Origin of the sequence: Paractinoplanes rishiriensis (genome assembly GCF_016862375.1) — a bacterium.
GTDB classification, from domain to species: domain Bacteria; phylum Actinomycetota; class Actinomycetes; order Mycobacteriales; family Micromonosporaceae; genus Actinoplanes; species Actinoplanes rishiriensis.
This window is the reverse complement of the sequence record NZ_BOMV01000023.1, coordinates 19,440-41,593: the sequence shown is the minus strand read 5'-3', so window position 1 is coordinate 41,593 and position 22,154 is coordinate 19,440. Positions and strand designations below refer to the sequence as shown.

Below are 22,154 nucleotides of genomic sequence, written 5' to 3'. Positions count from 1 at the left end.
AACATGCCTCACTGGTACGAGTCGTCGATCGACCGGCAGCTGCGCGAGGCCACCGAGCGCGGCGAGTTCGAAAACCTGAAGGGCACCGGTGAGCCGCTGTCCGACCACGGTCAGGAGTACGCGGACGACTGGTGGGTCAAGGACTGGCTGCACCGGGAGGGCGCCACCAGCGGCGTGATCCCGCCGACGCTGACCCTGCGCCGCGACGTCGAGGACCTGGAGTCCAAGGTGGACCGGCTGCGCACCGAGGCCGAGGTGCGCGCGCACGTGGCCGAGCTGAACGAGCGGCTCGGCAAGGCCCGGGTCGGCCTGCTGGACGGGCCGCCGGTGGTGCTCGCGCCGCGCGACGCCGACGCGGTGGTGGCCGGCTGGCGGGAGCGCCGCTCCTAGCGCCGCTCCTGGCCCAGCCACGGGCGGCCACGGGGTCAACCACGGCCGGCACCACGGACCACCGGGGCGCGGCCGGCGCCTGCCGCGGGCGACGGTGAGGTGGTGACGCTCCACGCCGAGGACGACCTGGACCGCTTCGTTCGCACCCGGCGACGCCTGTTCGCCATCGCCTACCGGATCGTCCGCAACGTGGACGAGGCCGAGGACATCCTGCAGGAGGTCTGGCTCCGCTGGCAGCGCGCGGACCGCGCGGCGGTGCGCAACGCCGAGGCCTTCCTGGCGACCGTGACCACCCGGCTGGCCATCAACGTCATCCAGTCCGCGTGGCGCCGGCACGAGACCTCGGTCGACGCCTGGCTGCTGGACGAGGTCGCGCACGGCGACGCCGGGCCGGCCGCACACGCCGAACGCGCCGCGCTCCGCGAGCAGGCCGCCCGCCTGCTGCGCGAACGCCTGCCGGCGGCGGAACGGGCCGCCTTCGCGCTGCGGGTCGGCTTCGGGTACCCGTACCAGGAAATCGCCGAGCGGCTCCAGATCCGGGCCGCCAACGCGCGACAACTGGTGCGGCGGGCCCGGATCCGGATCGCGGCATTCCCGGCAACCGGGTCGCCCCTACCGTGATCCGGTGAACGGCTTTAGCCTCGAATCCGGGGGGCTGAGCCATGACGAGCGGTGCTGCGGCGCGCGAGTTCCGTGGCCGGCGCAGGGAATGCGCGATCCTCGACCGGATGGTCGGGGACGTGCGTTCCGGCCGGGGACAGGTGTTGCTGATCCGCGGTGAGGCGGGCGTGGGTAAGTCGGCCCTGCTCGATTACCTGGCCGGACGGCCGGCGGGCTACCGGGTCGCGCGGGTGGCCGGTGTCGAGTCCGAGATGGAGCTGCCGTTCGCGGGCCTGCACCAGTTGTGCGCGCCGATGCTGGACCTGCGCGACCGGTTGCCCGGCCCGCAGGGCGAGGCGCTGGCGGTCGCGTTCGGCCACCGCGCCGGCACCCCGCCGGACCGGTTCCTGCTCGGCGTGGCGGTGCTGGGCCTGCTGGCCCTCGTGTCGGAGGGCAAGCCGCTGCTGTGCCTGGTCGACGATGCACAGTGGCTCGACCAGACGTCGGTGCAGACCCTGACCTTCGTCGCCCGGCGCCTGCTCGCCGAGCGGGTCGGCGTGGTGTTCGCGATCCGCGAGCCGGCCACCGGACCGGCCTGGCGTGGCCTGCCCGAGCTGAGCATCGGTGGACTGCCCGACGACGACGCCCGGGCGCTGCTGGACTCGGCCGTTCCGGGCCGGCTCGACGAGCAGGTACGCGACCGGATCGTGGCCGAGACGCGCGGCAACCCGCTGGCCCTGTTGGAGCTGCCACGGGGACGGACCGCGGCGGAGATGGCCGGCGGGTTCGGCCGGCCGGATGCCCAGCCGCTGGCCAGCAAGATCGAACGCAGTTTCGCCCAGCGGATGGAGTCGCTGCCGGCGCTGACCCGGAAGGTGCTGCTGACCGCGGCGGCCGAGCCGCTCGGCGACCCGATGCTGCTGCGGCGTGCGGCCCGGCTGCTGGAGCTGCCGATGGGCGCCGCCGGGCCGGCCGAGCAGGCCGGGCTGATTCAGCTGGGTTCCCGGGTCCGGTTCCGGCATCCGCTGGTGCGGACCGCGATCTACCGGGCGGCGCCGATCGCGGACCGCCGTGACGTGCACCGCGCCCTCGCCGACGCCACCGACCCGGCGGCCGACCCGGACCGGCGCGCCTGGCACCGCGCGCACGCCGCGGACGACACCGACGAGGAGGTCGCCGCCGAACTCGTCGCCTCCGCCGAGCGGGCCCAGCGTCGCGGCGGGATCGCGGCCGCGGCGGAGTTCCTGCGGTGCGCGACCGAGCTGACCCCCGACCCGGCGACCCGGGCGGTCCGCGCCCTGGTCGCCGCCGAGGCCGAACTGCGCTGCGGCGCCTTCGAGATCGCGCTGAAGCTGCTGCTGACGGCCGACGAAGGACCGGCCGGCGAGTTGCACCAGACCCGGGTCAACCTGATGCGGGCCCGGGTCGCCTTCGCCGCCGGTGACATGGCCGCCCCGCGCCTGCTCCTCGACGCCGCCCGGCGCCTCGAACCGCTGGACGCGGGGCTGGCCCGGGACACGTACCGGGATGCGATGGGTGCCGCCGTGCTGACCGGCTCCGGCGTGCCGGAACTGGCCCGGGCGATCCGGGCGGCGCCGAAACCGGCCCGGCTACGGCCCGGCGACCTCCTGCTGGACAGCATCGCGGTGGCCCGCACCGACGGGTATCACGCCGCCATGCCGCTGGTGAATGAGGCCATCCGGGCGTTCCGAGCGGACCAGACGTCCGGCGCGGACGACCAGGCCTGGCTGTGGCTGGCGTCGATCACCGCCGCCGACGTGTGGGACGACCAGGGCTGGCCGGTCCTGACCGAGCGGCACGTACGCATCGCCCGCCGGGTCGGCGATCTCAGCACGCTTCCGCTGACGCTCAACTCCCTGGTCTGTGTGCACGTCTTCGCCGGCGAGGAGGCGGCGGCGGCCTCCGCGGTCGCGGAGATCCAGGCGATCGCCGAGGCGACCGGGGCTGCGCTGGCTCCGTACGGCGCGCTCGCGCTGGCCGCTTGGCGCGGTGACGAGGCGGCCGCCGCCCCGCTGTTGGAGGCCACCATGGCGGAGGTGGCGGCCCGCGGTGAGAACACCGGTGCGACGGTCACCCACTGGGCGCAGGCGATGCTGCTGAACGGCCTGTCCCGGTACCGGGAGGCGGTGCCGGCGGCCCGGGCGGCCACCGAACATCCGGTCGAGTCCGGCGTGGTCAACTGGGCGCTGTCGGAGCTCATCGAGGCGGCCGTACGCAGCGGGCAGCCCGAACTGGCGACCGGCGCCTACCAGCGTCTCCGCGCGTCGACGACCGCCAGCGGGACCGACTGGGCCCTCGGTGCGCTGGCCCGGGCCGGTGCGCTGGTGGCGACCGGCCGCACCGCGGACGCCCGGTACCGGCAGGCGATCGAGCACCTCGGCCGCACCCGGATCCGCACCGAGTTGGCCCGCGCCCACCTGCTGTACGGCGAGTGGCTGCGGCGCGAGGGCCGGCGCCAGGACGCCCGCGGCGAGCTCCGCACCGCGTACGACCTGCTGGTGGCGACCGGCGCCGACGCGTTCGCGGACCGCGCCCGCCGCGAGCTGGCCGCCGCCGGCGAGCCGGTCGCCGAGCGCGCCGGCCGGGCCAGTGACTCGCTGACCGTCCAGGAGGCACACATCGCCCGGCTGGCCGGCACCGGCCTGACCAACGCGGAGATCGGCGCCCAGCTCTTCCTCAGCCCGCACACCGTCGAGTGGCACCTGCGCAAGGTGTTCACCAAGCTCGGCATCACGTCCCGCCGGCAGTTGCGCCCGCCGGACTCCGGCTGACGACTGTCACAGAGCCGCCCGCCACCCGGTCAAGTTGGCAGGAGATCCGACCGGCGGGAAGGTGGGCCAGAGGGTGAGTACTGTCGCGTTCCTCAACATCGGCATGCACGGGCGCGTCAACCCGACGCTGCCGGTGGTGGCCGAACTCGTCCGTCGCGGGCACACCGTGACCTACCACACGGCGCCGGCGTTCGGCACCGAGATCGCGGCCACCGGCGCGACCGTCTACCGGTATCCCGGTGGCGACCAGCCGCTGCCGGACACACCGACCCCGCCCGTCCTGCTGGCCGGGCTGGCCCGTACCGCCGTCGGCCTGGTTCCCGCCGTGCTCGCCGAGCTGCGTACCGTGCGGCCGGACCTGATCGTCCACGACTCGGCCTGCGTGTGGGGCGCGGTCGCGGCCCGGGAACTCGGTGTGCCGGCGGTGTCCTCGTACACCACCTTCGCCTTCAACCGGCAGGTGCCGAGCCCCACTCGAGTCTCGTGGAGGTTGCTGGCCGACGCAGGGGCGCGGCCCGGCAGCATCCCGGGCTATCTGCGCCCGCGGCGGCAGCTGTCCCGCCGCTTCGACACGCGTGGGGTGCCCCTGGTCGACCTCGGCAACATCCGGCAGCCGCTCAATCTCGTCTACACCTCCCGGGCGTTCCAGGTCGGCGCCGCGAGCCTCGACCGGTCCTACCGGTTCGTCGGCCCGAGCATCGGCGCCCGCCCGGCCGACCGGTCGTTCCCAGCCGAGCGGCTGCAAGACCCGGTGCTGTACGCCTCCCTGGGCACCGTGTTCAACGCGGGGCCCCGGTTGCTGACGACGCTCGCCACCGCCCTGGCGCCGCTGGGCGGCACGGTGGTCGTCGCCACCGGACGGACCGATCCGGCCGCCCTCGGCCCGCTGCCGGACAACGTGCTGGCCCGCCGCTCGGTACCGCAGCCCGAGGTGTTGGCCCGCGCCGCGCTCTTCGTCACGCACGGCGGCATGAACAGTGTCAACGAGGCCCTGTACGCCGGCGTCCCGATGCTGGTCGTGCCGCAGGGCGCCGAGCAGCCGCTGGTCGCCGCCCGGGTGGCCGCGCTGGGTGCCGGGCTGTCGCTGCATCCCCGGGAGGCCGGCGTGGACGTGGTTCGCGCGCTCGCCCGGCGGTTGCTCGACGAGCCCGGATTTCGGGCCGCCGCGACCACGTTGCGGGCCGCTCAGCGGCAGGCCGGCGGCTACCGGCGGGCCGCCGACGAACTCGAGCACTACCTGCGGACCGGCACCAGCACCGCGGCCGTCCGCCAGCCGTCGGAGGGCTGACGCGATGTCGCCCGCTGTCGCCGTGCTGCTCCTGCTCGCCGGGCTGTCCGAGGCGATCGGGCGGGTCCTGCCCGTGGTGGCCCGGCGGTCCGGTGCGACCCGCCGCACGGCGTCCGGACTGCTGCTGCTCGGTGCCGTGGTCGACGGCGCGGTGTTCGCCGTCTGGCCGCTGGCCGCGTGGACCCTGGCCGGGCTGAGGTGGCCCGAGGCCACCGGCGCGGACCCGCTGTTCTGGTCGCCGGCGTTGGCCGCCCCGCTGCTGCTGGCCGCCGTGCTCGCGTTTCCGCTGCTGGGTCCGGCACTGCATGCCCTGCTCCTGGCGGGCGTCGGCACCGGCCTCGCCGACGCGCTCGCCGCGTCGGCCGGGCTCGGGTGGTGGGTTGCCGCCGGCTGCGTCGCAACGGCCGGGCTCGGTCTCGCGGTGGCGGTCGAGTCGGTCCGGCGGCTGGTCGCCCGTCTCGGCCGGCCGGTTCCGGAGGTCACGCCATGACCGACTTCACGCTTGTCCTGCTGCTCGGTGTGCTCGGGCCGGTCCTGCTGGTGGAGGCGCTGCTGGCCCGCTACGAGTTGTTGGCCTGGACGGCCGGCTGGCGGACCTCCGGTGCGGACCTTCCGGCCGGTATGCCGTACGCCAGGGGCGCCGGCCCGGACCGCCCGCCGGATGCCTACCTGGTCTACCTGGACGGCATCGGCAAGCGCCGGTTCCGCGACACCCGGGACGGCGGCCAACTGGTCCGGGCGCTGATCGACGGTGCACCGGAACTCCGGGTCCTGGGCCAGGTGCTGCCGTACTCGCCGCTGGCCGATCCGCTTGCCGACCGTCCGGTGTGGCGGTGGTGGCGCCGCCACCTCGGGCTGTTGCTCTTCCTGCACAACGTGATGCAGATCTTCATCGCCGCGGACCATCGCTACCGGCCCCTGTACAACCGCGCCGTCGGCTCGCAGATCGCCACTCAGCTCCAGCGCGCCGGTTACCGGCCGGGCAGCGGTGTCCCGGTGGTGCTGCTCGGCTACAGCGGCGGCGCCCAGCTCGTCACCGGCGCGGTGGACGAACTCTGGTCCCGGCTGGGCGGCCCGCTCTGGCTGATCACCCTCGGCGGCTTCCACAACGGTGCCAACGACATCACCCACGCCCGGCATCTCGACCGGCTCACCAGCGGCGGCGACCGGATCGAGCGGATCGGCGGCTGGGTCTTCCCCGCAACGGTGGCCTCTGGTCCGCTGGAGCGGATGGAACCGGGCCGGCCGGGCCGGAAAGATCGCCGTGCACCGGCTCGACCCGGCCACCCACGTGGGACCGCGCAGCTACATCAGCCCGGCGGCCCGGCTGCCCGACGGGCGCAGCCATCTCGGCCGCACCGCCGACACCGTCATCGCGCTTGTTCGCGGCCGGCTTCGGGCGGAGTCCGGACCACCGCGACCGGGCACGCCGAGTGGTAGACGAGTGCCTGACTGACCGAGCCGAGCACCAGGCCCTTGAACGTGTCCCGGCCGCGCGCTCCCAGCACGACGAGCTGGGCCGTCCGCGACCGTTCGATCAGGACGTGTTTCGGGTTTCCGCGGACGAGTTCCGGCCGGAGCACCACGCCGGGGTGTCGCTCCGGCCAGCCGGCCAGATATGCGCCGAGCCGGTGGCGCGCCGCGGACTCCGAGTCCTGCCAGGCGAGAACCGCGACCAGGTCGGTCCGGCGAAGGGTGCTTTCCTCGGCGGCCAGGGCCATGGTGCACTCGGACCCGTCGGCGCCCACGACGACCGGGCCGCCTGCCGCCTCGGCGCCGCGGACGATCAGGACGGGGCAATCGGCGTGCGCGACCGCGTGCACGGCGACCGACCCGACGATCAGGCCGCTGACGCCGCCGAGACCACGGTCGCCGAGCACCAGCAGCGCGGCACCGAGGGCTTCGGCCAGCAGGACGGGCGCCGCCACCCCGTCGATCAGTGCCGTGGTGACCGCTACCTCCGGTGCCGCCTTCCCGGCCTCCGCCACGGCCTCGGCCAGCAGGTCCTCGGCATGGTGCCGCAGCCCGGTTTCCGGCATGTCGCGGTCGACCGGCCCGACGTTGACGTGCAGATAAGGCCAAATGAAGGCGTGTACGACGTGCAGCGGCACGCCGCGGCGACCGGCCGCCACCGCGGCGGCGCGCACGGCGGCCAGTGCCTGTTCGGATCCGTCGACGCCCACCACGACTCGCGACCCCATGAGGTTCTCCCTTCCGGCTCGTCAGCTACGACCGGGCGGCGCCCCGGCTTTGTGACGGTGCGGCGGGCGCGCTGTGCCGGCCGCGGCGGCCGGCGTCAGCGGTCGGTCCGGGACAGCAGACGGGTGAGCGTGGCGGTCCGCTCCGCGTTCCATCCCAGTGGTGGCGCGATCTGCGCCCACGCGGCGGCCGGCGTGGCACCGAAGTTGTGGCCGTGGCCGGCAGGCACGTTGTTGGCGAACGCCATGTCCGCCGAGACCTGCCAGAACGTCACGAACGGGTACCAGCGCACGGTGGACAGCACGTCGGCGCCCCGGGGCTCGGTCAGCCAGTCCGGCCGGCTCACCATCAGCCGCGGGGACCACCAGGTGATCGGGTCGGACGGGTATTGGAGGTAGACCACCCGGGGCGTGCCCCAGGCTCCGGCCGGCCGGGTGAGGTCGGCCGGGTCGGCGGCGAAGCGTACGGTCTCGCCCTGTTGGTAGACCGGCAGGACCGCCGGGCTCGCGGGGTCGCGGTCGGTGAGGAAGTCGGTCCAGAGCTGGTTGCGGTTGGGCGGGCCGATCAGCAGCATGCCGTCGGTACGGTTGCGGACGTCCGCGGGCCCGCTGAACGCCGCCTCCGCGCCGAACGAGCCCAGGCTCTCCCCGAAGACGAGCAGTTTGGGCCGTCCGGTGGTGGGCAGCCGGGACCACACCGCGTAGACGGCGTCGAACAGGTCGCGTCCGGCGTCCCGGGCCCGTTCCTTGTCGACCAGGAACGAGATCGGGCTCGGCAGGTACGAGTACTGCGTGGCGACCAGCGCGCTGTCCCCATGGTACATGAACTCGAGCGGGTCCACCGCCTGCTCGTTGACCCATCCGGTGCCGGTCGTGGTGATCAGGCACAGCACGGCCCGGTCGAAGCCGCGGGTGCGCTCCAGTTCCTCGACCGCGAGGGCGGCCCGCTCCCGCGAGGACCCGGCCGCGTCGATGCCGATGTAGACCCGGACCGGTGGCCGGGCGCCGGGCCCGCCGAACGCCTCGAGCTCGGCGATCCCCGGGCCGCCGCCGATGAACCGCCGGCCCTGGTTGCCCAGCGAGTCCCAGGTGACCAGGGAGCCGGGTCCGCCGGACCGCACCGGGTCGGCCGGGGCGGCCAGGTCGGCATGGGTTTCGCCGTTGAGCGTGCGGAACGAGGCGTCCGCGCTGGTGAAGGCCGCCCGCAGCACGACACCGTTGAGGATGCCGAGCAGCAGCAGCGCTACCGCCAGGCCGGCGGCAGCCCTGGCCGCGGCCGCCGGGATCCACCGGCTGAGGAGGGCGGCGAGGCGCTGCGCGGCCCGGCGCAGCAGCCGGGCCAGGCCGATCAGGGCGACGAGGGTCACCACCGCGACGGGCAGGACGAGCAGGTAGCCGATCCGGGGCGGTGGATCCAGGCCGACGAGGCGGTGGATCTGTGTCTGCCACCGGGCACCGAGGTAGATGAAGATGACGCAGCCGACGGTGGCGACGCCGGCGAGAACCCGCCAGGCGATCGGCCCGGGTCGCGGCGGCGTGCGCCCGGTGAGCTGCTTACCCAGCCAGACGGTGAGCGTGCCGAGTCCGTATCCGACGGCGGCCAGCAGGCCACTGATCAACCCCTGGATCAGCCAGCTCCGGGGCAGCAGCGACGGCGTCAACGACATGCAGAACATGACGGCGGCCACGACCAGGCCGGAGAACTGGTAACGCCGGCCGGCGGTGTGGGTCTGTTCCGTCGTCATGGCGCTCCGCTCTGCCCGGTCTACGGAGGACAGTGACGGCTGGCGACCGGGCACGGCTTCATCCCGCCGGGACGATGTTCACGGCTTCGGGCAGTGCTGAAAGGCGGTGATTCCGTAAGGCTTGCGGATCTCATCCACGTCGGATGAGGCCCCGCCCTCCGCACCGATGCCAACGTTGCCTGCTCGCACCATGAGGATCGATCTGTGCAGGGGGAACACACGATGTCCGACTTGATCATCATCGGGTACGGCGACCACGACACCGCCAAACGCGCCTACGCGCAGGTCATCGACCTCCAGAAGGATCACATCGTCGAGCTCAACGGCCTGGCGGTCGTCACCGTGGACGCCGAGGGACACAGCCACGTCGACACCCCGGGCAAGTTCGTCTCGGGCGGCGCCGCATCCGGGGCCCTGTGGGGCGCGATCTTCGGTCTGCTGTTCCTCATGCCGTTCGCCGGTGCGCTGGTCGGCGGCGCGCTCGGCGCACTGTTCGGCAAGCTGGGCCAGGCCGGCATCAACGATTCGTTCCGCGCCCGGGTCCGTGCCCTGCTCACCCCCGGCAAGGCGGCCCTCGTGATCATGAGCCGGGAACGGACCGAGGACAAGTTCGCCGACGCCCTGCGCCCGTTCGGTGGCGAGGTCCTCCAGACGTCGCTGTCCCACCAGCAGGAGAAGGAACTCGCCGAGGAACTCGGCACGGCGGGCTGACCCGTCGCGGCCGGGAGGTTCTCATGGACGTCTCGCGTGGGCGCGTCGTCGCCGCGGCGGCCGGGCTGACCCTGGTGGCGGGCATCACCGGCGGGGTGGTCGGCGCCCTGGCGGCCGGCTCCGACGAACCGGCCCGGCCGGCAGCCGCCGCCCCGGCCGGCGGCACCTCCTGCGATGTGTCCGCGGTGGCGGCCCGGGTCTTTCCCTCCCTGGTCACCATCCACGTCCAGGGTGGCGCGGCCAGCGGCCTGGGCTCCGGATCCGTCCTGGACGGCGACGGGAACATCCTGACCAACGACCACGTCATCGCGCCCGGCGCCGGCGGCAGCGTCACCGTCGACTTCGCCCGCGGCCCCGCCGGTGTGCCGGCGACCGTGGTGGGCCGCGACCCGGCCACCGACCTCGCCGTGATCCGTGTCGACAAGAACGCCGCCCGGCTGAGCCCGATCGCCGTCGGCGACTCGTCGGCACTGGTGGTCGGGCAGCCGGTCGTGGCGGCCGGTTCGCCGCTCGGCCTCAACAGCACCATCACCGCCGGCGTGGTCAGCGCCCTGAACCGGTACGTCGACGTCGGCCAGGGCGAGGAGCCGGCCGCCCTGGTCAATGCGGTGCAGACCGACGCTTCCATCAACCCGGGCAACAGCGGCGGCCCGCTGCTCGACTGCGCCGGGCGGCAGGTCGGGGTCAATTCGGCCGGAGCGCAGACCCCGCAGGGCGGCGGCGGCAGCATCGGTCTCAACTTCGCCATCCCGATCGGATTCGCGATGTCCGTCGCCGAACAACTCATCGAGTCGGGCCGCGCTCAGCACTCGATGATCGGCGTCCTGAGCGTGACGGTCACCGACGAGATGGCCGGCTCGACCGGCCTGCCCCGCGGCGCGTACGTGGAACAGGTTTTGCCCGGTCTTGGAGCCGCCCGCGGTGGCCTGCGCGCCGGCGATGTGATCACGCAGATCGGCGGCACCGCCGTGAACAGCACCGACCAGATGCTCGTGGCCGTCGCGGAGCACCGCCCCGGTGACACCGTCGAGATCGGCTACCAGCGCGGTGGCACTGCCCAAAAAGCCGACGTACCGGTGACCGCACCGTGAGAGATGGGGACATGGACGCGTTACTGAACTCGCTCACCGAGACGGAGCTGCTGCTCGCCCGGGCGACCGAGCCGGAGCGGCTGGCTCAGCTGGGTGAAGACGAGCTGATCGAACTGCACACGCGGGTCCGGCGGGCCCGGAACAAACACGTCAAGGTGTACCGCCGGCAGGCTGCCGCTCAGGTCGAGCCGGCCGGCGGCCGGGGCAAGGCGTACCCGAAGAACAGCCGCAGTCGTGCCAAGGCCGAAGTTTTCGAGGACGCGTTGGCTCGGGTCAGCCAGCGACTTGCCGCGGCGGCCCGAGCCAGCGCGGCGGCGCTGCAGGCTGAGCGACTGGCCGAAGCTCAACGACCGGGCAACCCCATGCCCCCGGATTCACCCGCGGTTGCGGCGGTGCAGGGTCGCACCGCGCAGCGGCTGGATCGTCGTCCCGACCACGCCGGTATTCCCAAGCGGTACGCCTCAACCCGGGCCGGTGTCGCCCGGCGCCAGGGGCGCCGCGACAGCCGTTAGGGGCCTCCCGGTGCCGGTCTCCGCGGCGTCGTGGCTGGCTGTCCTGCTGGTCGGCCTCACCGCCGGTTTCGCCCTGGCCGGGCCGGCCGATGGCGCACAGCCTTCCAGTCCACCGATACCTGGAACGGCCCCGACGTCTGCGGGCGAGGCCGGTGAGCCATCGCCGACCCCGGAACCGGATGAGCCGATTTCGCCGGACCCGCAGGCGAGCGACCCTGCTACCCCTTCGGCGCCGGTGTCCGTGTCCGTGTCCGTGTCTGCGGACTCTCCGCCCAGCCCGACCCCGCTGGCGTCCACGACGGCGGCACCCGCATCGCGGGCGCCGGTGCCTGCGGGTGCGCCTGCGGCGACGCGATCTGGCATCACGGTGTCCATGCTGCTCGCGGCCCTGGGTGCCCTGCTGGTCGTGAGCGCGGTCGCGCTCGCGATCGGCCGTCGAGCAGCGCGTGCCGGTCCTCGTGCGGCTGATCCGCCCCTGCCGGACCCGGGTGTTTCCCGGTCGCTGGTGCCGTTCCTCGTGGCCCTGGGGCAGGCGCTGATCGACGGCGGTGAGCCGGTGTCGTCGGTTCAGCAGATCCTGGGCCGGGTAGCGGCGGTCAACGGTGTTCCGGACGCGGAAGTCGTCGTTCTGGCGACGGCGTTGTTCGTCACCACGCCCACGCTGGGTACGGTGCAGACCGCGGTCGCGCCCGCCGGCACCGAGCAGCTTCGCCTGGAGCAGATGGATGCTCTGCACCGGCTTGTCCGGTCAGCGGAACGCGGTCAGATCGGGCCGGCCGATGGGCTGGTCGAGCTCAACCGGATCCGCCTTCTGCCGCCGGTGTTCGGGCCGGCGGCCCGGGTGGCCGGTTATGCGCTGCTGACAACGGGGCTGGCTCTGGTCCTGCGGGCCGATTGGACCGGCCTGTTGGCCGCCGTCCTGCTGGGCGCGGGAGTCGGCCTGCTGCAACTGGCGACGGATCGGGCGCCGGCGCGGTGGCAGCCGTTCCTTCCGTCGTTGTGCGCCTTCGGCGTGGCGATTACGGCCTTCCTGCTCGCCCGGCTCGCCCCGGGCATGGGAGTGCTGGCGCCGCTGGCCGCGCCCCTGGTGACGTTCCTTCCCGGCGCGCTGCTGACGACGGCAGCAATCGAGCTGGCCACCGGTCAAATGATCTCCGGGGCCGGTCGGTTGGCGTCCGGCAGCATGCGCCTGTTCCTGCTCGCCCTCGGTATCAGCAGCGCGGCCGAACTCGTCGGCGCCCCAGTCGATGCGGTCGTCGGGGTCAGCTCGCAGCCCTTGCCGGCGTGGACCACCTGGCTAGGCGTTGCTTTGTTCGGTGCGGGTGTGGTGCTGCATCACTGCGCCCGCCGCGCCTCGCTCGGGTGGCTGCTGGTGGTGCTCTACATCGCGTACGCGGGGCAGGTCGTCGGAGGATACTTCCTGGGTGGAGTGCTGTCGGCATTCGTCGGTGCGGTGCTCATGACGCCGGTGGCCCGGCTGGTGGCGCGTGCGCCGAACGGGCCGCCGGCGCCGGTCAGCGTCCTACCCGCCTTCTGGCTGCTCGTGCCCGGGGCGCTCGGCCTGCTCGGCGCGACCAAGTACATCGGGGCTGACCCGTTGGACGGACTCAATACCCTGCTGTCCACGGCCGTGACGATGGTCGCCGTCGCGCTCGGCGTGCTTCTCGGCAGCGAGATCCGCTGGGTAGACCGTGCGTCACGCCGGTCGCCCGGTTCGCGGACGGCCGAGGCGACCGGTCCGCACGACGACAGCAGGCAAGGGTAGGGCGGGCCTTCGCGGGACGCTGCTTCAGATGGCGATGAAGCCGGCCCACAGGCCGATGATGCCGGTGATGCCGGCGGCCACGATCAGGGCGCACAGCGCGATCTCGGTGGGTGTGAACAGCCGGCGGCCACGCTCGCTGCGCGCCTTGACGTACAGCAGGGTGGCCGGGGCGAGCAGCACCGAGCACAGCAGCAGGAACTTCAGGCCGGCGGCCTCGAACAGGAACAGCGTGTAGGCTGTCGCGATGCCCGCGAAGATCGCCTCCTTGCGGCGGGTGCGCGCCGGCACGTCCTCGTAGGACTCGCCGGTGAGGCCGAGCTTGAGCGCGTACGCGGCGGCGAGGAAGTACGGGATCAGCGCGAGGCTGGTGCACAGGTCGAGCATGAAGTTCAGCGCGTCGGTCAGCACGAGGGTCACGGCCAGCAGCAGCTGGACGGCCAGTGAGCTGACCACGAGCGCGGTGATCGGCGTCCCCTTGCCGTTCTCCCTGCCGAGGAAGGCCGGGAAGTCCTCGTTGTGGGCTGGGATGTACATCACCTCGGCGGCCATCAGGGTCCAGGCGAGGTAGGCGCCCAGGACGGAGATGATGACGCCGGCGCTGATGAACCAGCGCCCCCAGTCACCGACGACGTGCTCGAACACGCCGATCATCGAGGGCTGGCGGGTCGCGGCGATCTGCGGCTGGGCCATCACCGAGTAGCTCGACAAGGTCACCAGGGCGAAGATCGACAGCACGGTCAGGAAGCCCAGGATGGTCGCCCTGCCGACGTCCTGGCGTTTCTTGGCGTAGCGGGAGTAGACGCTGGCCCCTTCGATGCCGAGGAACACGAACGTCGTGATGATCATGGTGTTGCGGATCTGTTCGTTGAGCGAGCCGAGATCGCCGTACCCGGTCGCGATCCAGTTGTCCGCGAAGACACCGGCGTCGAACGCGACGAACAACACCACGATGAAGACCAGGATCGGCAGGATCTTGAGTACGGTCACGATCCGGTTGATGACGGCCGCGTCGCGGACTCCCCGCGCAATCAGGAAGTGAAACAGCCAGACGCCGACGGTGGACAACGCCAGCGCGAGGACGGTGTCGCCGTCGCCGAAGGCGGGGAAGAACGCGCCGAGGGTCGCGTTGATGAAAACCCAGTAGAAGGCGTTACCGGCGATCGCGCTGGCCCAGAAACCGATCGCGGAGTTGAAGCCGGCATAGTCGCCGAAACCTGCCTTGGCGTAGATGAATACCCCGGAGTCCAGGTTGGGCTTGCGGATGGCGAGGTTCTGGAAAACAAATGCGAGCATCAGCATCCCGGTGCCGGCGATCGTCCAGGCGATCAGGGATCCCAGGATGCCGGTTGCCACCCCGAAGCGTGCCGGCAGGGAGAACACACCCGCACCGACCATGCTGCCGACCACCATCGCGGTCAGCGTGGGCATACTCATCTTGCCCGGCGTCACGACCGGAGGATCGGCGGCCGGGGTACCTGGGGGCGAGGCGCCGGCGAGCGCGGTGTGGGCGGCCGGGGTGTTACCGGCCGAGGTGTGCGCCGCGCCGGGAACTGTGTCAGCCATGTAGGTCGCTCCGTCCTGGTGACGGATCGAGCGCGACCGGCTCGACCCTCTCGATCTTGAAACCGGTGACGCCGTACAGCACGCTCAGCGCGGGGCTCGCGTAACAGAAGATGGCGTACGGCAGGTAGAGCAGGGTGGAGACGCCGAGCGTGGCGCCCATGAACGCCCCGCACGAGTTCCACGGCACCAGCGGAGATGTGACGGTTCCGCTGTCGGCGGTTAACCGGGACAGGTTCGTCGGCGCGAGACCGCGCCGGGCGAACTCGACCCGGAAGATGCGGGCCGGAAGGACCAGAGCGATGTATTGGTCACCGGCAACGATGTTCAAGCCGAACCCACACGCGAACACGGTGAGAAACAGCCGGCCGGTGCTCTTGGCGGAGGCGATCATCGGGTCGACCAGCCGGGAGATCAGCCCGAACTTCTCCAGCAGAACACCGAAGGTCACCGCCCCGAAGATCAACCACAGCGTGTACAGCATGCTCGCCATGCCGCCGCGCGAGACGAGCCGGTCGACCTCGGCAAGGCCGGTGTCGGCGTGGAACCCGGTCGCCATCGTCAACCAGGTCGCCTTGATGGACTCCACCACCACGTTGCCCGGCCCGGCGATGAAGTCGGCGATGACCTGGCGTTGGGTGAACGCCGCGACCAGGCCGGCGAACAGCGCCGAGGCGAGCAGGGCCAGCGACGCCGGTGCCTTGCGCACCGACAGCACGACCAGCAGCAGCAGTGGCAGCAGGTTCACCGGGCTGATCCAGAACAACTGGTCCAGGTCGGCCAGCTCCGTCGCCGTCGACACGGTGTCCCGCACGTCGGGGGCCTTGATCCAGCCCAGAACGAAGAACACGACCAGCGCGATCAAGAACGCAGGCACGGAGGTCCACGCCTGCCGTTTGATGTGCTCGCGCGGGTCGACCCCGACCATCTGCGCGGTCAGGATCGTCGTCTCCGACAACGGCGAGAGCTTGTCGCCCAGGTAGGCCCCCGAGATCACCGCACCCGCCGTGATCGCCGGCGAGACGCCGAGCAGGCCGCCGATGCCGACCAGACCCACCCCGAGCGTGGCTGCGGTGGTCCAGGAACTGCCGATGCTCAGCGCCACGATCCCGCAGATGATTGCCGTGGCCGCGTAGAACCACGACGCCGACAGCACCTGGATCCCGTAGTAGACGAGGGTCGGGATGGTGCCGGACAGGTTCCACGTGCCGATCAGCGCACCGACGGCCAGCAGGATGAACAAGGCACTGGTCACCGAGGCGATCGCCTCCTGCCCGGCGCCCTGCACCTCCGCCCAGCTGTGCCCGTTCTTCAACGCGATCAACGCGGCGATCGCGGCGCACACCACCAGAGCCACCTGCAGCGGCCCGTCCAAGGCATCCAGACCGAACAGCGCCAGACAACTCGCGATCGACGCCGCCAGCGCGACCAGCGGCACCACAGCATCGACCAACGACGGTTGACGCGCCGTCGACACCTCATGCTCTGCCATGGGTCCCTCTCCGGGTCACGAACCGGCCTCTCAGAATTCGACGGCGTCGCGGATCAGGGGGCACGTCATGCAGTGACCGCCGCCCCGACCGCGGCCCAACTCGGCCCCCACGATCGTGATGACCTCGACGCCGGCGCGGCGCAGCAGGGCGTTCGTCTGAGTGTTGCGGTCGTAGGTGAAGACCACGCCGGGCTCGACCGCGACCGCGTTGTTGCCGCTGTCCCACTGCTGCCGTTCGGAGGCGTACACGTCCCCGCCGGTCTCGATGACCCGCAGCTGTGGGAGATTCAGGGATTCGGCGACCACGTCGACGAACTTCCGGTCGCCCTCGTCGATCACCTCGACGCCAGGCGACCGGTCGGACGGACGCAGCGAGAACGTGTGAACGCCGTCCATAATGGTCGGATAGAGGGTCACGATGTCACGGTCGGCGAACGTGAAGACGGTGTCCAGGTGCATCGCGGCCCGCAGCTTCGGCATCCCGGCGACCACCACTTGTTCGGCCGCGCCGGCCGCGAACAGCGCCGCAGCCACCTGGGTGATGGCCTGGCGGGAGGTGCGCTCGCTCATGCCGACGAGCACGACGCCGTTGCCGACCGGCATGACGTCACCGCCCTCGAAGGTGGACAGACCCCACTCCCGTTCCGGGTCACCCCACCAGACGCTGGCGCCCGCGAAGTCGGGGTGGAACTGGTAGATGGCCTTCATCAGCAGGGTCTCGTCGTGCCGGGCCGGCCAGTACAGCGGGTTCAGCGTCACGCCGCCGTACAACCAGCAGGTCGTGTCGCGGGTGTAGAGGGTGTTGGGCAGCGGCGGCATCAGATACTCGCGGATCCCGGTGGACTCCCGGGCCAGCGCGATGTAGCCGGAGCGGAAGTCTTCGGGCAGGTCGCTGGTGGCCAGCCCGCCGATCAGGAATTCGGCGAGCTCCGCGGGCTTGAGCGTCTCGAGAAACGCGCGGGTGTCCTCGAGCAGGCCGAGGCCGACCTCGTCGGCGACGATCTTGCGATCCAGCAGCCAGGTGCGGGCCTGGGGGATCGCCATCGTCTCGGCGAGCAGGTCGTGCAGCTCGACCACCTCGACGCCGCGGTCGCGCAGCTTCTGGACGAAATCGGCGTGGTCACGCTGCGCCATCTGCACCCACATGACGTCGTCGAACAGCAGATCGTCGGCGTTGGACGGGGTAAGCCGCCGGTGCGCCAGGCCGGGAGCGCAGACCAGCACCTTGCGCAGTCGTCCTACCTCCGAATACACGCCGAGGCTGCGGTTGTCGGGCATGGCGGTGACTCCCTTTCGTCTGGTCTGCTTCGCGATCGGGACTGGGTGACGGCATAGTCGACCGCTGAGACGACCCAGTGGCGCGGTGGTAGGCGGTGGCCAGTACCTCGTAGCTACGGCCATTCGCGGCGGGTCAACCCGACACTAGGCAGCGACCCGGAACAAGGTCTTCATCCGTCACGGGTGAGCCCCGGTCCCCATCCACCTGCGACGATCCGGCCATGAGCGAGCCGGAGACGCTGGTGTTCCTGGTCGTCATCGGCGCGCGCTTCGTCGTCCCGCTGCTGATTCCCCGGTTTCCCCTGCCGGCGATCGTCGCGGCGCTGGTGCTCGACGGTGTCGACCAGTCGATCTTCCAGCTGTTCGGGTACGACCCGCCCGGCTACCAGAGTTACGACAAGGCGATGGACATGTTCTACCTGTCCATCGCGTACCTCGCGGCCATGCGGAACTGGACCAGCCGGCCGGCGTTCGACGTGCTCCGGTTCCTGTTCTTCTACCGGTTGGTCGGCGTTGTCCTGTTCGAGCTCACCGATTGGCGACCGCTGCTCCTCATCTTCCCGAACACCTTCGAGTACTTCTTCATCGCGTACGAGATCGTGCGGTTGCGCTGGAACCCGGTGCGGGTGAGCCGGCGGACCTGGGTGGTCACCGCGGCGGCTATCTGGATCTTCGTGAAGCTGCCGCAGGAGTGGTGGATCCACGTCGCCCAGCTGGACGTGACCGACACACTGCGGGCGATGCCCTGGCTCGTTCCGGTCCTGGTGCTGCTGGGGGCAGGCCTGGCGGCGGCCGGCTGGTTCTGGTTGCGGCCGCGGCTACCGGCGCGGGCGTGGGACTGGCATGTCGCGGCGGACCCGCTGCCTGAAGAGATCGACACTGCCGCCGAGCGGGACCGGTGGGTCACCGCGCAAGGCCGGGTCTGGTCGGCGGCAACCGCCGAGAAGGTGGTGCTGCTCGGTCTGTTGTGCATCATTTACGGCGAGCTGGTGCCCGGGCGCCGGACCACCGACCTGGAGCTTTTCCTCGGCGTCGCCGCGTTCGTGGTGGTCAACGCCGCGATCAGCATGGCGGTGGCCCGGCGTTCGGGCAACGTGGAGTCCCTGCTGGCGGCGTTCGTGGCCCGGGTGGTGCTGAACGTCGCGATGGTGGCGGCGGCGGGATGGTTGCTCGCCCGATTCGGCGGCGGGTTCGATCCGGCCGCCGCGGTGTTCTACGTGCTGCTACTCACGCTGATCCTGACCCTGGACGACCGGTTCCGGCCGGTGTCACAGGTGCGGTTCGGGGCGGATGCCGCCCGGGCAGAGATCTCCGCTCCATCCCCCGATCGGCCATCGGGCCACTGATGCGGTGGCCGTCGCGCGTGACGTCAACCCGGTGGGCGCAAGTCCAGCGTCACGGCTGCCGCCAGCGCCGCGACCATCAACAGGAGGTAGCCGATCGTGGTGCGGATGAAGTCGTGTTCACGGGCGCGCAGGTGAATGACGATCGCACCCAGAAAGAAGAGGACCAGCCCGATCCCAGCCGCAACACCCAGATAGGGTACGCCGAGCAGCCCGAGGAGCAGACCCGCGGCGCCGGCGCTCTTGAGCACGCCCAGCACCGGCAGGAGCGCGGTCGGCACACCGACCCGGATCGCGTTGTCCACGGCAAGCGGGCCGCGCGCGAAGTCCGCCCAGGCCGCATAGACGTTGGCAACGACCGCGGCGATGATGACCACCGCGCAGAGAATTAGCACCGGCATACCAGACATGACCCGGCAGCGCCCGGTTTCGTGACGGGCGACGTGTCCTCAGCTGGCGAAGACGACCCCCGGCGGAAACTCTCCGCGTTCCTGCCACGCACCTTAGACCTTGGCGGCCACCTCACCGGCGGCGGAATCGAACCGGCCGTCGTCGGCGGCCGCCTGCCAGGTGTGCTCGTTGATGGTGAGCACCCGGGTCGAACCGGCGATCCAGCCCGAACTCGTATCGCACCTCGTCCACGGTCTCGGCGACCTTGCGCCCGACCACCATCATGCCCACGGTTACCTCCAGGGTTCCGAGTAGTCCTCGTAGGTCGGGTCAGGCACCTGATCCTGCCAGTTGGAGACCTCGTTGGCCGCCGCGTGGGCCTCTTCGTAGGTTGCCCGCGGGTGGGCGGCGGACCGCATTACCTCGCGCCCGTCCCGCTGATACGGTTGCCGGGCCGAGCTGGCTAGAACTTCTCCTGGACCTTCAGGGGGTCGCCGGTCAGTACGTCGCTGCGGACGTAGGCCAGCTGGATCGTCACCTCGGTGAACCACAGCACCGGCAGGGTCAGCGGCGGCGGGGAGTCCGGCGTGAAGGTCACCGGGATCAGGCCGAAGAGGTTGCCCTTGAACTCGGGGGTGTAGAAGCGCACCGTGCCGGTGGTGGTCAGCTCGTCGCTGGTGATTACCGTGGTGGACTTGCCGGCCTCGTCGATGGTCAGGTTGAAGGGCTTGTTCACGGCCTTGTCCATGCTGAACTTCAGGGCCTTGAACGTGGTGCCGCCGGCCACCGGCATGTCCACCACGCCGTCGTAGGTGGAGTTGTACATGGTCAGCGAGTCGACCTTCATGACGCCGGGCTTCGCGGACACCAGCGGGATGTCGTCGGCGCTGGCGATCTTGCCGAAGACGCGGGCGCCCAGGCAGGGGATCTCGGTGTCGGACGGGCTGGGGCTGGGGTTGGCCGACGCGCTCGTGGCCGAAGCCGATGCGGACGGGGACTGGTCCGGGGAAGAAGACGAAGAGGGCGAAGAGGGCGCGGACGGCGACGCGCTGGGTTCCTCCGCAGCCGGGCTCTCCGACGGGGACGGCGACTCGCTCGGGGACGGCGTCTCGTCGCCGTTGATGCCGAGCAGATTGCCGACGCCGTCGAAGAAGTTCTCGATGCCCTCCAGGATCGGGTTGCCGCCCTCGTCCTCGGCCGGGGCGGTGGAGGCGGACGTGGACGCGGACGCGGAGGGGGTCGCGGCCGCTTTGCCGGACGGCGACGTGGTCCTGGACTTCTTGGGCGCGGGCTTGGCGGTGGTGGCCTTCGGCGCCGATGTCTTGGCCGCGGTGGCCTTCGAGGCCGGCGCCGACCGGGACGGCAGGCCCTTCGGGCACTCCTCGGCGCTGGCCGGCTGGTTGCTGCCGGCCACGAAGATCGCCGCAGTGGCCGCGAGCGGGACCATCGCGAGGACCATCGCCTTCGGATTCTTGCCGAGCCTCTTGCGCGGCGCCGCATGCTGCGGGAAGCCGGGGACGATCGCGGTCTCCTGCGCCGAGGGGCGCACCTGGTGGCCGTACGGCGGGCGGTCGTCGTGGCCGGCGACCGCGATGGTCTGGGTATCGATGGTCTGGGTATCGATGGTTTGGGTCTCGTCGAGGTCCTGCGGGGCCAGGTTGCCGGGCTCGTCGCTCGGTGGCGCGTCGGTGTTCTCGACTTCCGGGCGCGGCTGCGGCGGTCCCCAGGCGATCACCAGGCCGCCGCCGACGATGCCGAGCAGCATGCCGACGAAGAAGCCACCCAGGTTGAGGCCGACGAACGAGTACAGCGCGGCGAGCAGCGCCACGATGCCGTAGAACAGCCGCTGCGGCGGGGAGAACCAGGACAGCAGGCCGCACAGCAGCAGCATCAGCGGCAGCACGTAGGACAGGAAGCCCTGCGGTCCGAGGTGGACCTGCATGCCGTCGAGCTCCATGTTGGAGCTGAGGAACATCTCGGCCGCCGACAGGATCAGGAACAGCCCGCCCCAGAACGGGCGGACCCGCCGCCAGCGGCGGAACTTGCCCCAGAAGTTGTCGGTCGACACTTGTCCTCCAGAAATCGCGCTACGGGCGGAACACACATGAGAAGGGCTCGCGGGACGTCCCGCGAGCCCCGGGGTCAGCTCAGAAACATTCCTTGCCGGTGCCGACGTGCAGCTTGAGGCTCATGCCCTTGAGCTTGAACGTCGACGCGGACGTCGAGTAGGCGATCTGTCGCAGGTTGGTGATGACGACCTTGTCGGCCTGCTGCCCGAAGCTCTTGGCGGCGCCGTGCTCCGGCAGACCGTCCTTGCTGAGGGTGGAGGCGTCCTGGCCGATGTCGATATTGGTGAACTCGGCGTCGCCGCTGAGTTCGGACATGCCGATGAGCAGGTCGGAGGCCTCCACCGGGTTGTCCGCGTCCTTACCCGCCTCGATCCGGAGAACGAGGGGTCCGGCCGCGACGGTCTGGCAGAGGTTGGTGAGCGTCGCCTCACCGATGCCGGACTTGGCCGCCGGGATCTTCCCGTCGACCGTCTCCAACTCGCCTGCGTACTGGGTGAAGCCAGTGCCTTCAAGCCGGTCGGCGGACAGCTTGAACTGCTTGCCGGACACCGAGAAACTGGCGGCCAGCGCGCCACTGGCGACGCCGAACACCAGCCCTCCAGCGACCACGGCGGGCACGCCCGCCGCGATGGCAAACCGGCGCCAGTTGGTGCGCCCGTATGCCGGATCGCCTAGCGCATCCTTCACGGATCCTCCTATGGATGTACTTGACGGCTCGCAGGCCACACCGCCAGAGGCTCGCATCGACGGGCGACCCTGTCGCACAGCCGTCAGCAGTGAGGTCCGTCGATGCCGTCGTTTAACGTGCGGGAAATGTTGCCGCCCCGGTTCGGCGGTTACAAGAGCCTCGGCTACCGGTCAGTAACCCGAGTCACGCGACTACCGTGACGCTGCGTCACTCCATCGACGGTCGTGCCCGATATTCCGTGC

19 protein-coding genes are annotated in these 22,154 nt (G+C 71.3%); 11 read left to right on the top strand and 8 right to left on the bottom strand.

Going from position 1 to position 22,154, the window contains the following annotated elements; translation table 11 throughout:
- Positions 1-3: 3 nt before the first annotated feature.
- From Ari01nite_RS12430 to Ari01nite_RS12405, 6 genes are all read left to right on the top strand, one after another.
- Positions 4-390: a DnaJ family domain-containing protein gene (locus Ari01nite_RS12430; RefSeq protein WP_203781342.1), complete on the top strand. Its 387-nt coding sequence runs from the start codon at positions 4-6 to the stop codon at positions 388-390.
- A gap of 102 nt (positions 391-492) precedes the next feature.
- Positions 493-1,011 (top strand): sigma-70 family RNA polymerase sigma factor, encoded by a 519-nt coding sequence (locus tag Ari01nite_RS12425; protein ID WP_203781341.1) that lies wholly within the window; start codon positions 493-495, stop codon positions 1,009-1,011.
- Positions 1,012-1,052: 41 nt separating this feature from the next.
- Positions 1,053-3,782 (top strand): ATP-binding protein, encoded by a 2,730-nt coding sequence (locus Ari01nite_RS12420; RefSeq protein ID WP_203781340.1) that lies wholly within the window; start codon positions 1,053-1,055, stop codon positions 3,780-3,782.
- A gap of 73 nt (positions 3,783-3,855) precedes the next feature.
- Entirely contained in the window at positions 3,856-5,070 is a 1,215-nt protein-coding gene (locus Ari01nite_RS12415) for a macrolide family glycosyltransferase (RefSeq protein WP_203781339.1), read from the top strand.
- A gap of 4 nt (positions 5,071-5,074) precedes the next feature.
- Positions 5,075-5,560 (top strand): hypothetical protein, encoded by a 486-nt coding sequence (locus Ari01nite_RS12410; RefSeq protein WP_203781338.1) that lies wholly within the window; start codon positions 5,075-5,077, stop codon positions 5,558-5,560.
- A complete protein-coding gene (locus tag Ari01nite_RS12405; RefSeq protein WP_203781337.1) occupies positions 5,557-6,510 on the top strand; it encodes a hypothetical protein in 954 nt (317 codons plus the stop codon). Before Ari01nite_RS12410 ends, Ari01nite_RS12405 begins: the two co-directional genes overlap by 4 nt.
- Here the strand turns inward: Ari01nite_RS12405 and Ari01nite_RS12400 are convergent.
- Entirely contained in the window at positions 6,441-7,271 is an 831-nt protein-coding gene (locus Ari01nite_RS12400) for a universal stress protein (protein WP_203781336.1), read from the bottom strand. The genes Ari01nite_RS12405 and Ari01nite_RS12400 overlap by 70 nt on opposite strands.
- A gap of 95 nt (positions 7,272-7,366) precedes the next feature.
- Positions 7,367-9,013 (bottom strand): alpha/beta hydrolase, encoded by a 1,647-nt coding sequence (locus Ari01nite_RS12395; protein WP_203781335.1) that lies wholly within the window; start codon positions 9,011-9,013, stop codon positions 7,367-7,369.
- Between the two features lie 222 nt (positions 9,014-9,235).
- Here Ari01nite_RS12395 and Ari01nite_RS12390 point away from each other — a divergent pair, with 222 nt between their 5' ends.
- From Ari01nite_RS12390 to Ari01nite_RS12375, 4 genes are all read left to right on the top strand, one after another.
- On the top strand, positions 9,236-9,724 hold the full coding sequence (locus tag Ari01nite_RS12390) for a DUF1269 domain-containing protein (RefSeq protein WP_203781334.1): 489 nt from the start codon (positions 9,236-9,238) through the stop codon (positions 9,722-9,724).
- Positions 9,725-9,747: 23 nt separating this feature from the next.
- A complete protein-coding gene (locus Ari01nite_RS12385; protein ID WP_203781333.1) occupies positions 9,748-10,815 on the top strand; it encodes a S1C family serine protease in 1,068 nt (355 codons plus the stop codon).
- 11 nt (positions 10,816-10,826) lie between these two features.
- Entirely contained in the window at positions 10,827-11,327 is a 501-nt protein-coding gene (locus tag Ari01nite_RS12380; protein ID WP_203781332.1) for a hypothetical protein, read from the top strand.
- A gap of 373 nt (positions 11,328-11,700) precedes the next feature.
- Positions 11,701-13,092, top strand: coding sequence for a threonine/serine exporter family protein (locus tag Ari01nite_RS12375; protein WP_203781331.1), 1,392 nt, complete (start codon positions 11,701-11,703; stop codon positions 13,090-13,092).
- Positions 13,093-13,116: 24 nt separating this feature from the next.
- Here Ari01nite_RS12375 and Ari01nite_RS12370 read toward each other — a convergent pair whose 3' ends face one another.
- The 3 genes from Ari01nite_RS12370 to arcA are packed head-to-tail and all read right to left on the bottom strand — an operon-like array spanning position 13,117 to position 17,422.
- Positions 13,117-14,655 (bottom strand): basic amino acid/polyamine antiporter, encoded by a 1,539-nt coding sequence (locus Ari01nite_RS12370; RefSeq protein ID WP_203781330.1) that lies wholly within the window; start codon positions 14,653-14,655, stop codon positions 13,117-13,119.
- On the bottom strand, positions 14,648-16,144 hold the full coding sequence (gene nhaC, locus Ari01nite_RS12365) for a Na+/H+ antiporter NhaC (protein WP_239162695.1): 1,497 nt from the start codon (positions 16,142-16,144) through the stop codon (positions 14,648-14,650). The genes Ari01nite_RS12370 and nhaC overlap by 8 nt, the downstream gene beginning before the upstream one ends.
- A gap of 30 nt (positions 16,145-16,174) precedes the next feature.
- Positions 16,175-17,422 carry an arginine deiminase gene (arcA, locus tag Ari01nite_RS12360; RefSeq protein WP_203781329.1) on the bottom strand — a complete coding sequence of 416 codons (1,248 nt, stop codon included), beginning with the start codon at positions 17,420-17,422 and terminating at the stop codon, positions 16,175-16,177.
- 221 nt (positions 17,423-17,643) lie between these two features.
- On the opposite strand from arcA, the gene Ari01nite_RS12355 reads away from it, so the two are divergent.
- Positions 17,644-18,768 carry a hypothetical protein gene (locus Ari01nite_RS12355; protein ID WP_203781328.1) on the top strand — a complete coding sequence of 375 codons (1,125 nt, stop codon included), beginning with the start codon at positions 17,644-17,646 and terminating at the stop codon, positions 18,766-18,768.
- Positions 18,769-18,791: 23 nt separating this feature from the next.
- On the opposite strand, the gene Ari01nite_RS12350 is transcribed toward Ari01nite_RS12355, so the two are convergent.
- The 3 genes from Ari01nite_RS12350 to Ari01nite_RS12340 all read right to left on the bottom strand — a co-directional run bounded on the left by Ari01nite_RS12350 (position 18,792) and on the right by Ari01nite_RS12340 (position 21,911).
- Positions 18,792-19,142: a DoxX family protein gene (locus Ari01nite_RS12350; protein ID WP_239162694.1), complete on the bottom strand. Its 351-nt coding sequence runs from the start codon at positions 19,140-19,142 to the stop codon at positions 18,792-18,794.
- A gap of 476 nt (positions 19,143-19,618) precedes the next feature.
- Complete coding sequence (locus Ari01nite_RS12345; protein WP_203781326.1) at positions 19,619-21,223, bottom strand: DUF6114 domain-containing protein; 1,605 nt, start codon at positions 21,221-21,223, stop codon at positions 19,619-19,621.
- A gap of 79 nt (positions 21,224-21,302) precedes the next feature.
- Positions 21,303-21,911, bottom strand: coding sequence for a DUF6230 family protein (locus tag Ari01nite_RS12340; RefSeq protein ID WP_203781325.1), 609 nt, complete (start codon positions 21,909-21,911; stop codon positions 21,303-21,305).
- Positions 21,912-22,154: the final 243 nt, after the last annotated feature.

Excerpts from the sequence above, each read along its gene's own strand:
- Ari01nite_RS12375 (WP_203781331.1), top strand. The coding sequence starts at position 11,701 with ATGCTGCTCGCGGCCCTGGGTGCCCTGCTGGTCGTGAGCGCGGTCGCG.
- Ari01nite_RS12430 (WP_203781342.1), top strand. The coding sequence starts at position 4 with ATGCCTCACTGGTACGAGTCGTCGATCGACCGGCAGCTGCGCGAGGCC.
- Ari01nite_RS12405 (WP_203781337.1), top strand. The coding sequence starts at position 5,557 with ATGACCGACTTCACGCTTGTCCTGCTGCTCGGTGTGCTCGGGCCGGTC.
- Ari01nite_RS12395 (WP_203781335.1), bottom strand. The coding sequence starts at position 9,013 with ATGACGACGGAACAGACCCACACCGCCGGCCGGCGTTACCAGTTCTCC.
- Ari01nite_RS12410 (WP_203781338.1), top strand. The coding sequence starts at position 5,075 with ATGTCGCCCGCTGTCGCCGTGCTGCTCCTGCTCGCCGGGCTGTCCGAG.
- Ari01nite_RS12385 (WP_203781333.1), top strand. The coding sequence starts at position 9,748 with ATGGACGTCTCGCGTGGGCGCGTCGTCGCCGCGGCGGCCGGGCTGACC.
- Ari01nite_RS12370 (WP_203781330.1), bottom strand. The coding sequence starts at position 14,655 with ATGGCTGACACAGTTCCCGGCGCGGCGCACACCTCGGCCGGTAACACC.
- Ari01nite_RS12400 (WP_203781336.1), bottom strand. The coding sequence starts at position 7,271 with ATGGGGTCGCGAGTCGTGGTGGGCGTCGACGGATCCGAACAGGCACTG.
- arcA (WP_203781329.1), bottom strand. The coding sequence starts at position 17,422 with ATGCCCGACAACCGCAGCCTCGGCGTGTATTCGGAGGTAGGACGACTG.
- Ari01nite_RS12390 (WP_203781334.1), top strand. The coding sequence starts at position 9,236 with ATGTCCGACTTGATCATCATCGGGTACGGCGACCACGACACCGCCAAA.
- Ari01nite_RS12355 (WP_203781328.1), top strand. The coding sequence starts at position 17,644 with ATGAGCGAGCCGGAGACGCTGGTGTTCCTGGTCGTCATCGGCGCGCGC.
- Ari01nite_RS12380 (WP_203781332.1), top strand. The coding sequence starts at position 10,827 with ATGGACGCGTTACTGAACTCGCTCACCGAGACGGAGCTGCTGCTCGCC.
- Ari01nite_RS12420 (WP_203781340.1), top strand. The coding sequence starts at position 1,053 with ATGACGAGCGGTGCTGCGGCGCGCGAGTTCCGTGGCCGGCGCAGGGAA.
- nhaC (WP_239162695.1), bottom strand. The coding sequence starts at position 16,144 with ATGGCAGAGCATGAGGTGTCGACGGCGCGTCAACCGTCGTTGGTCGAT.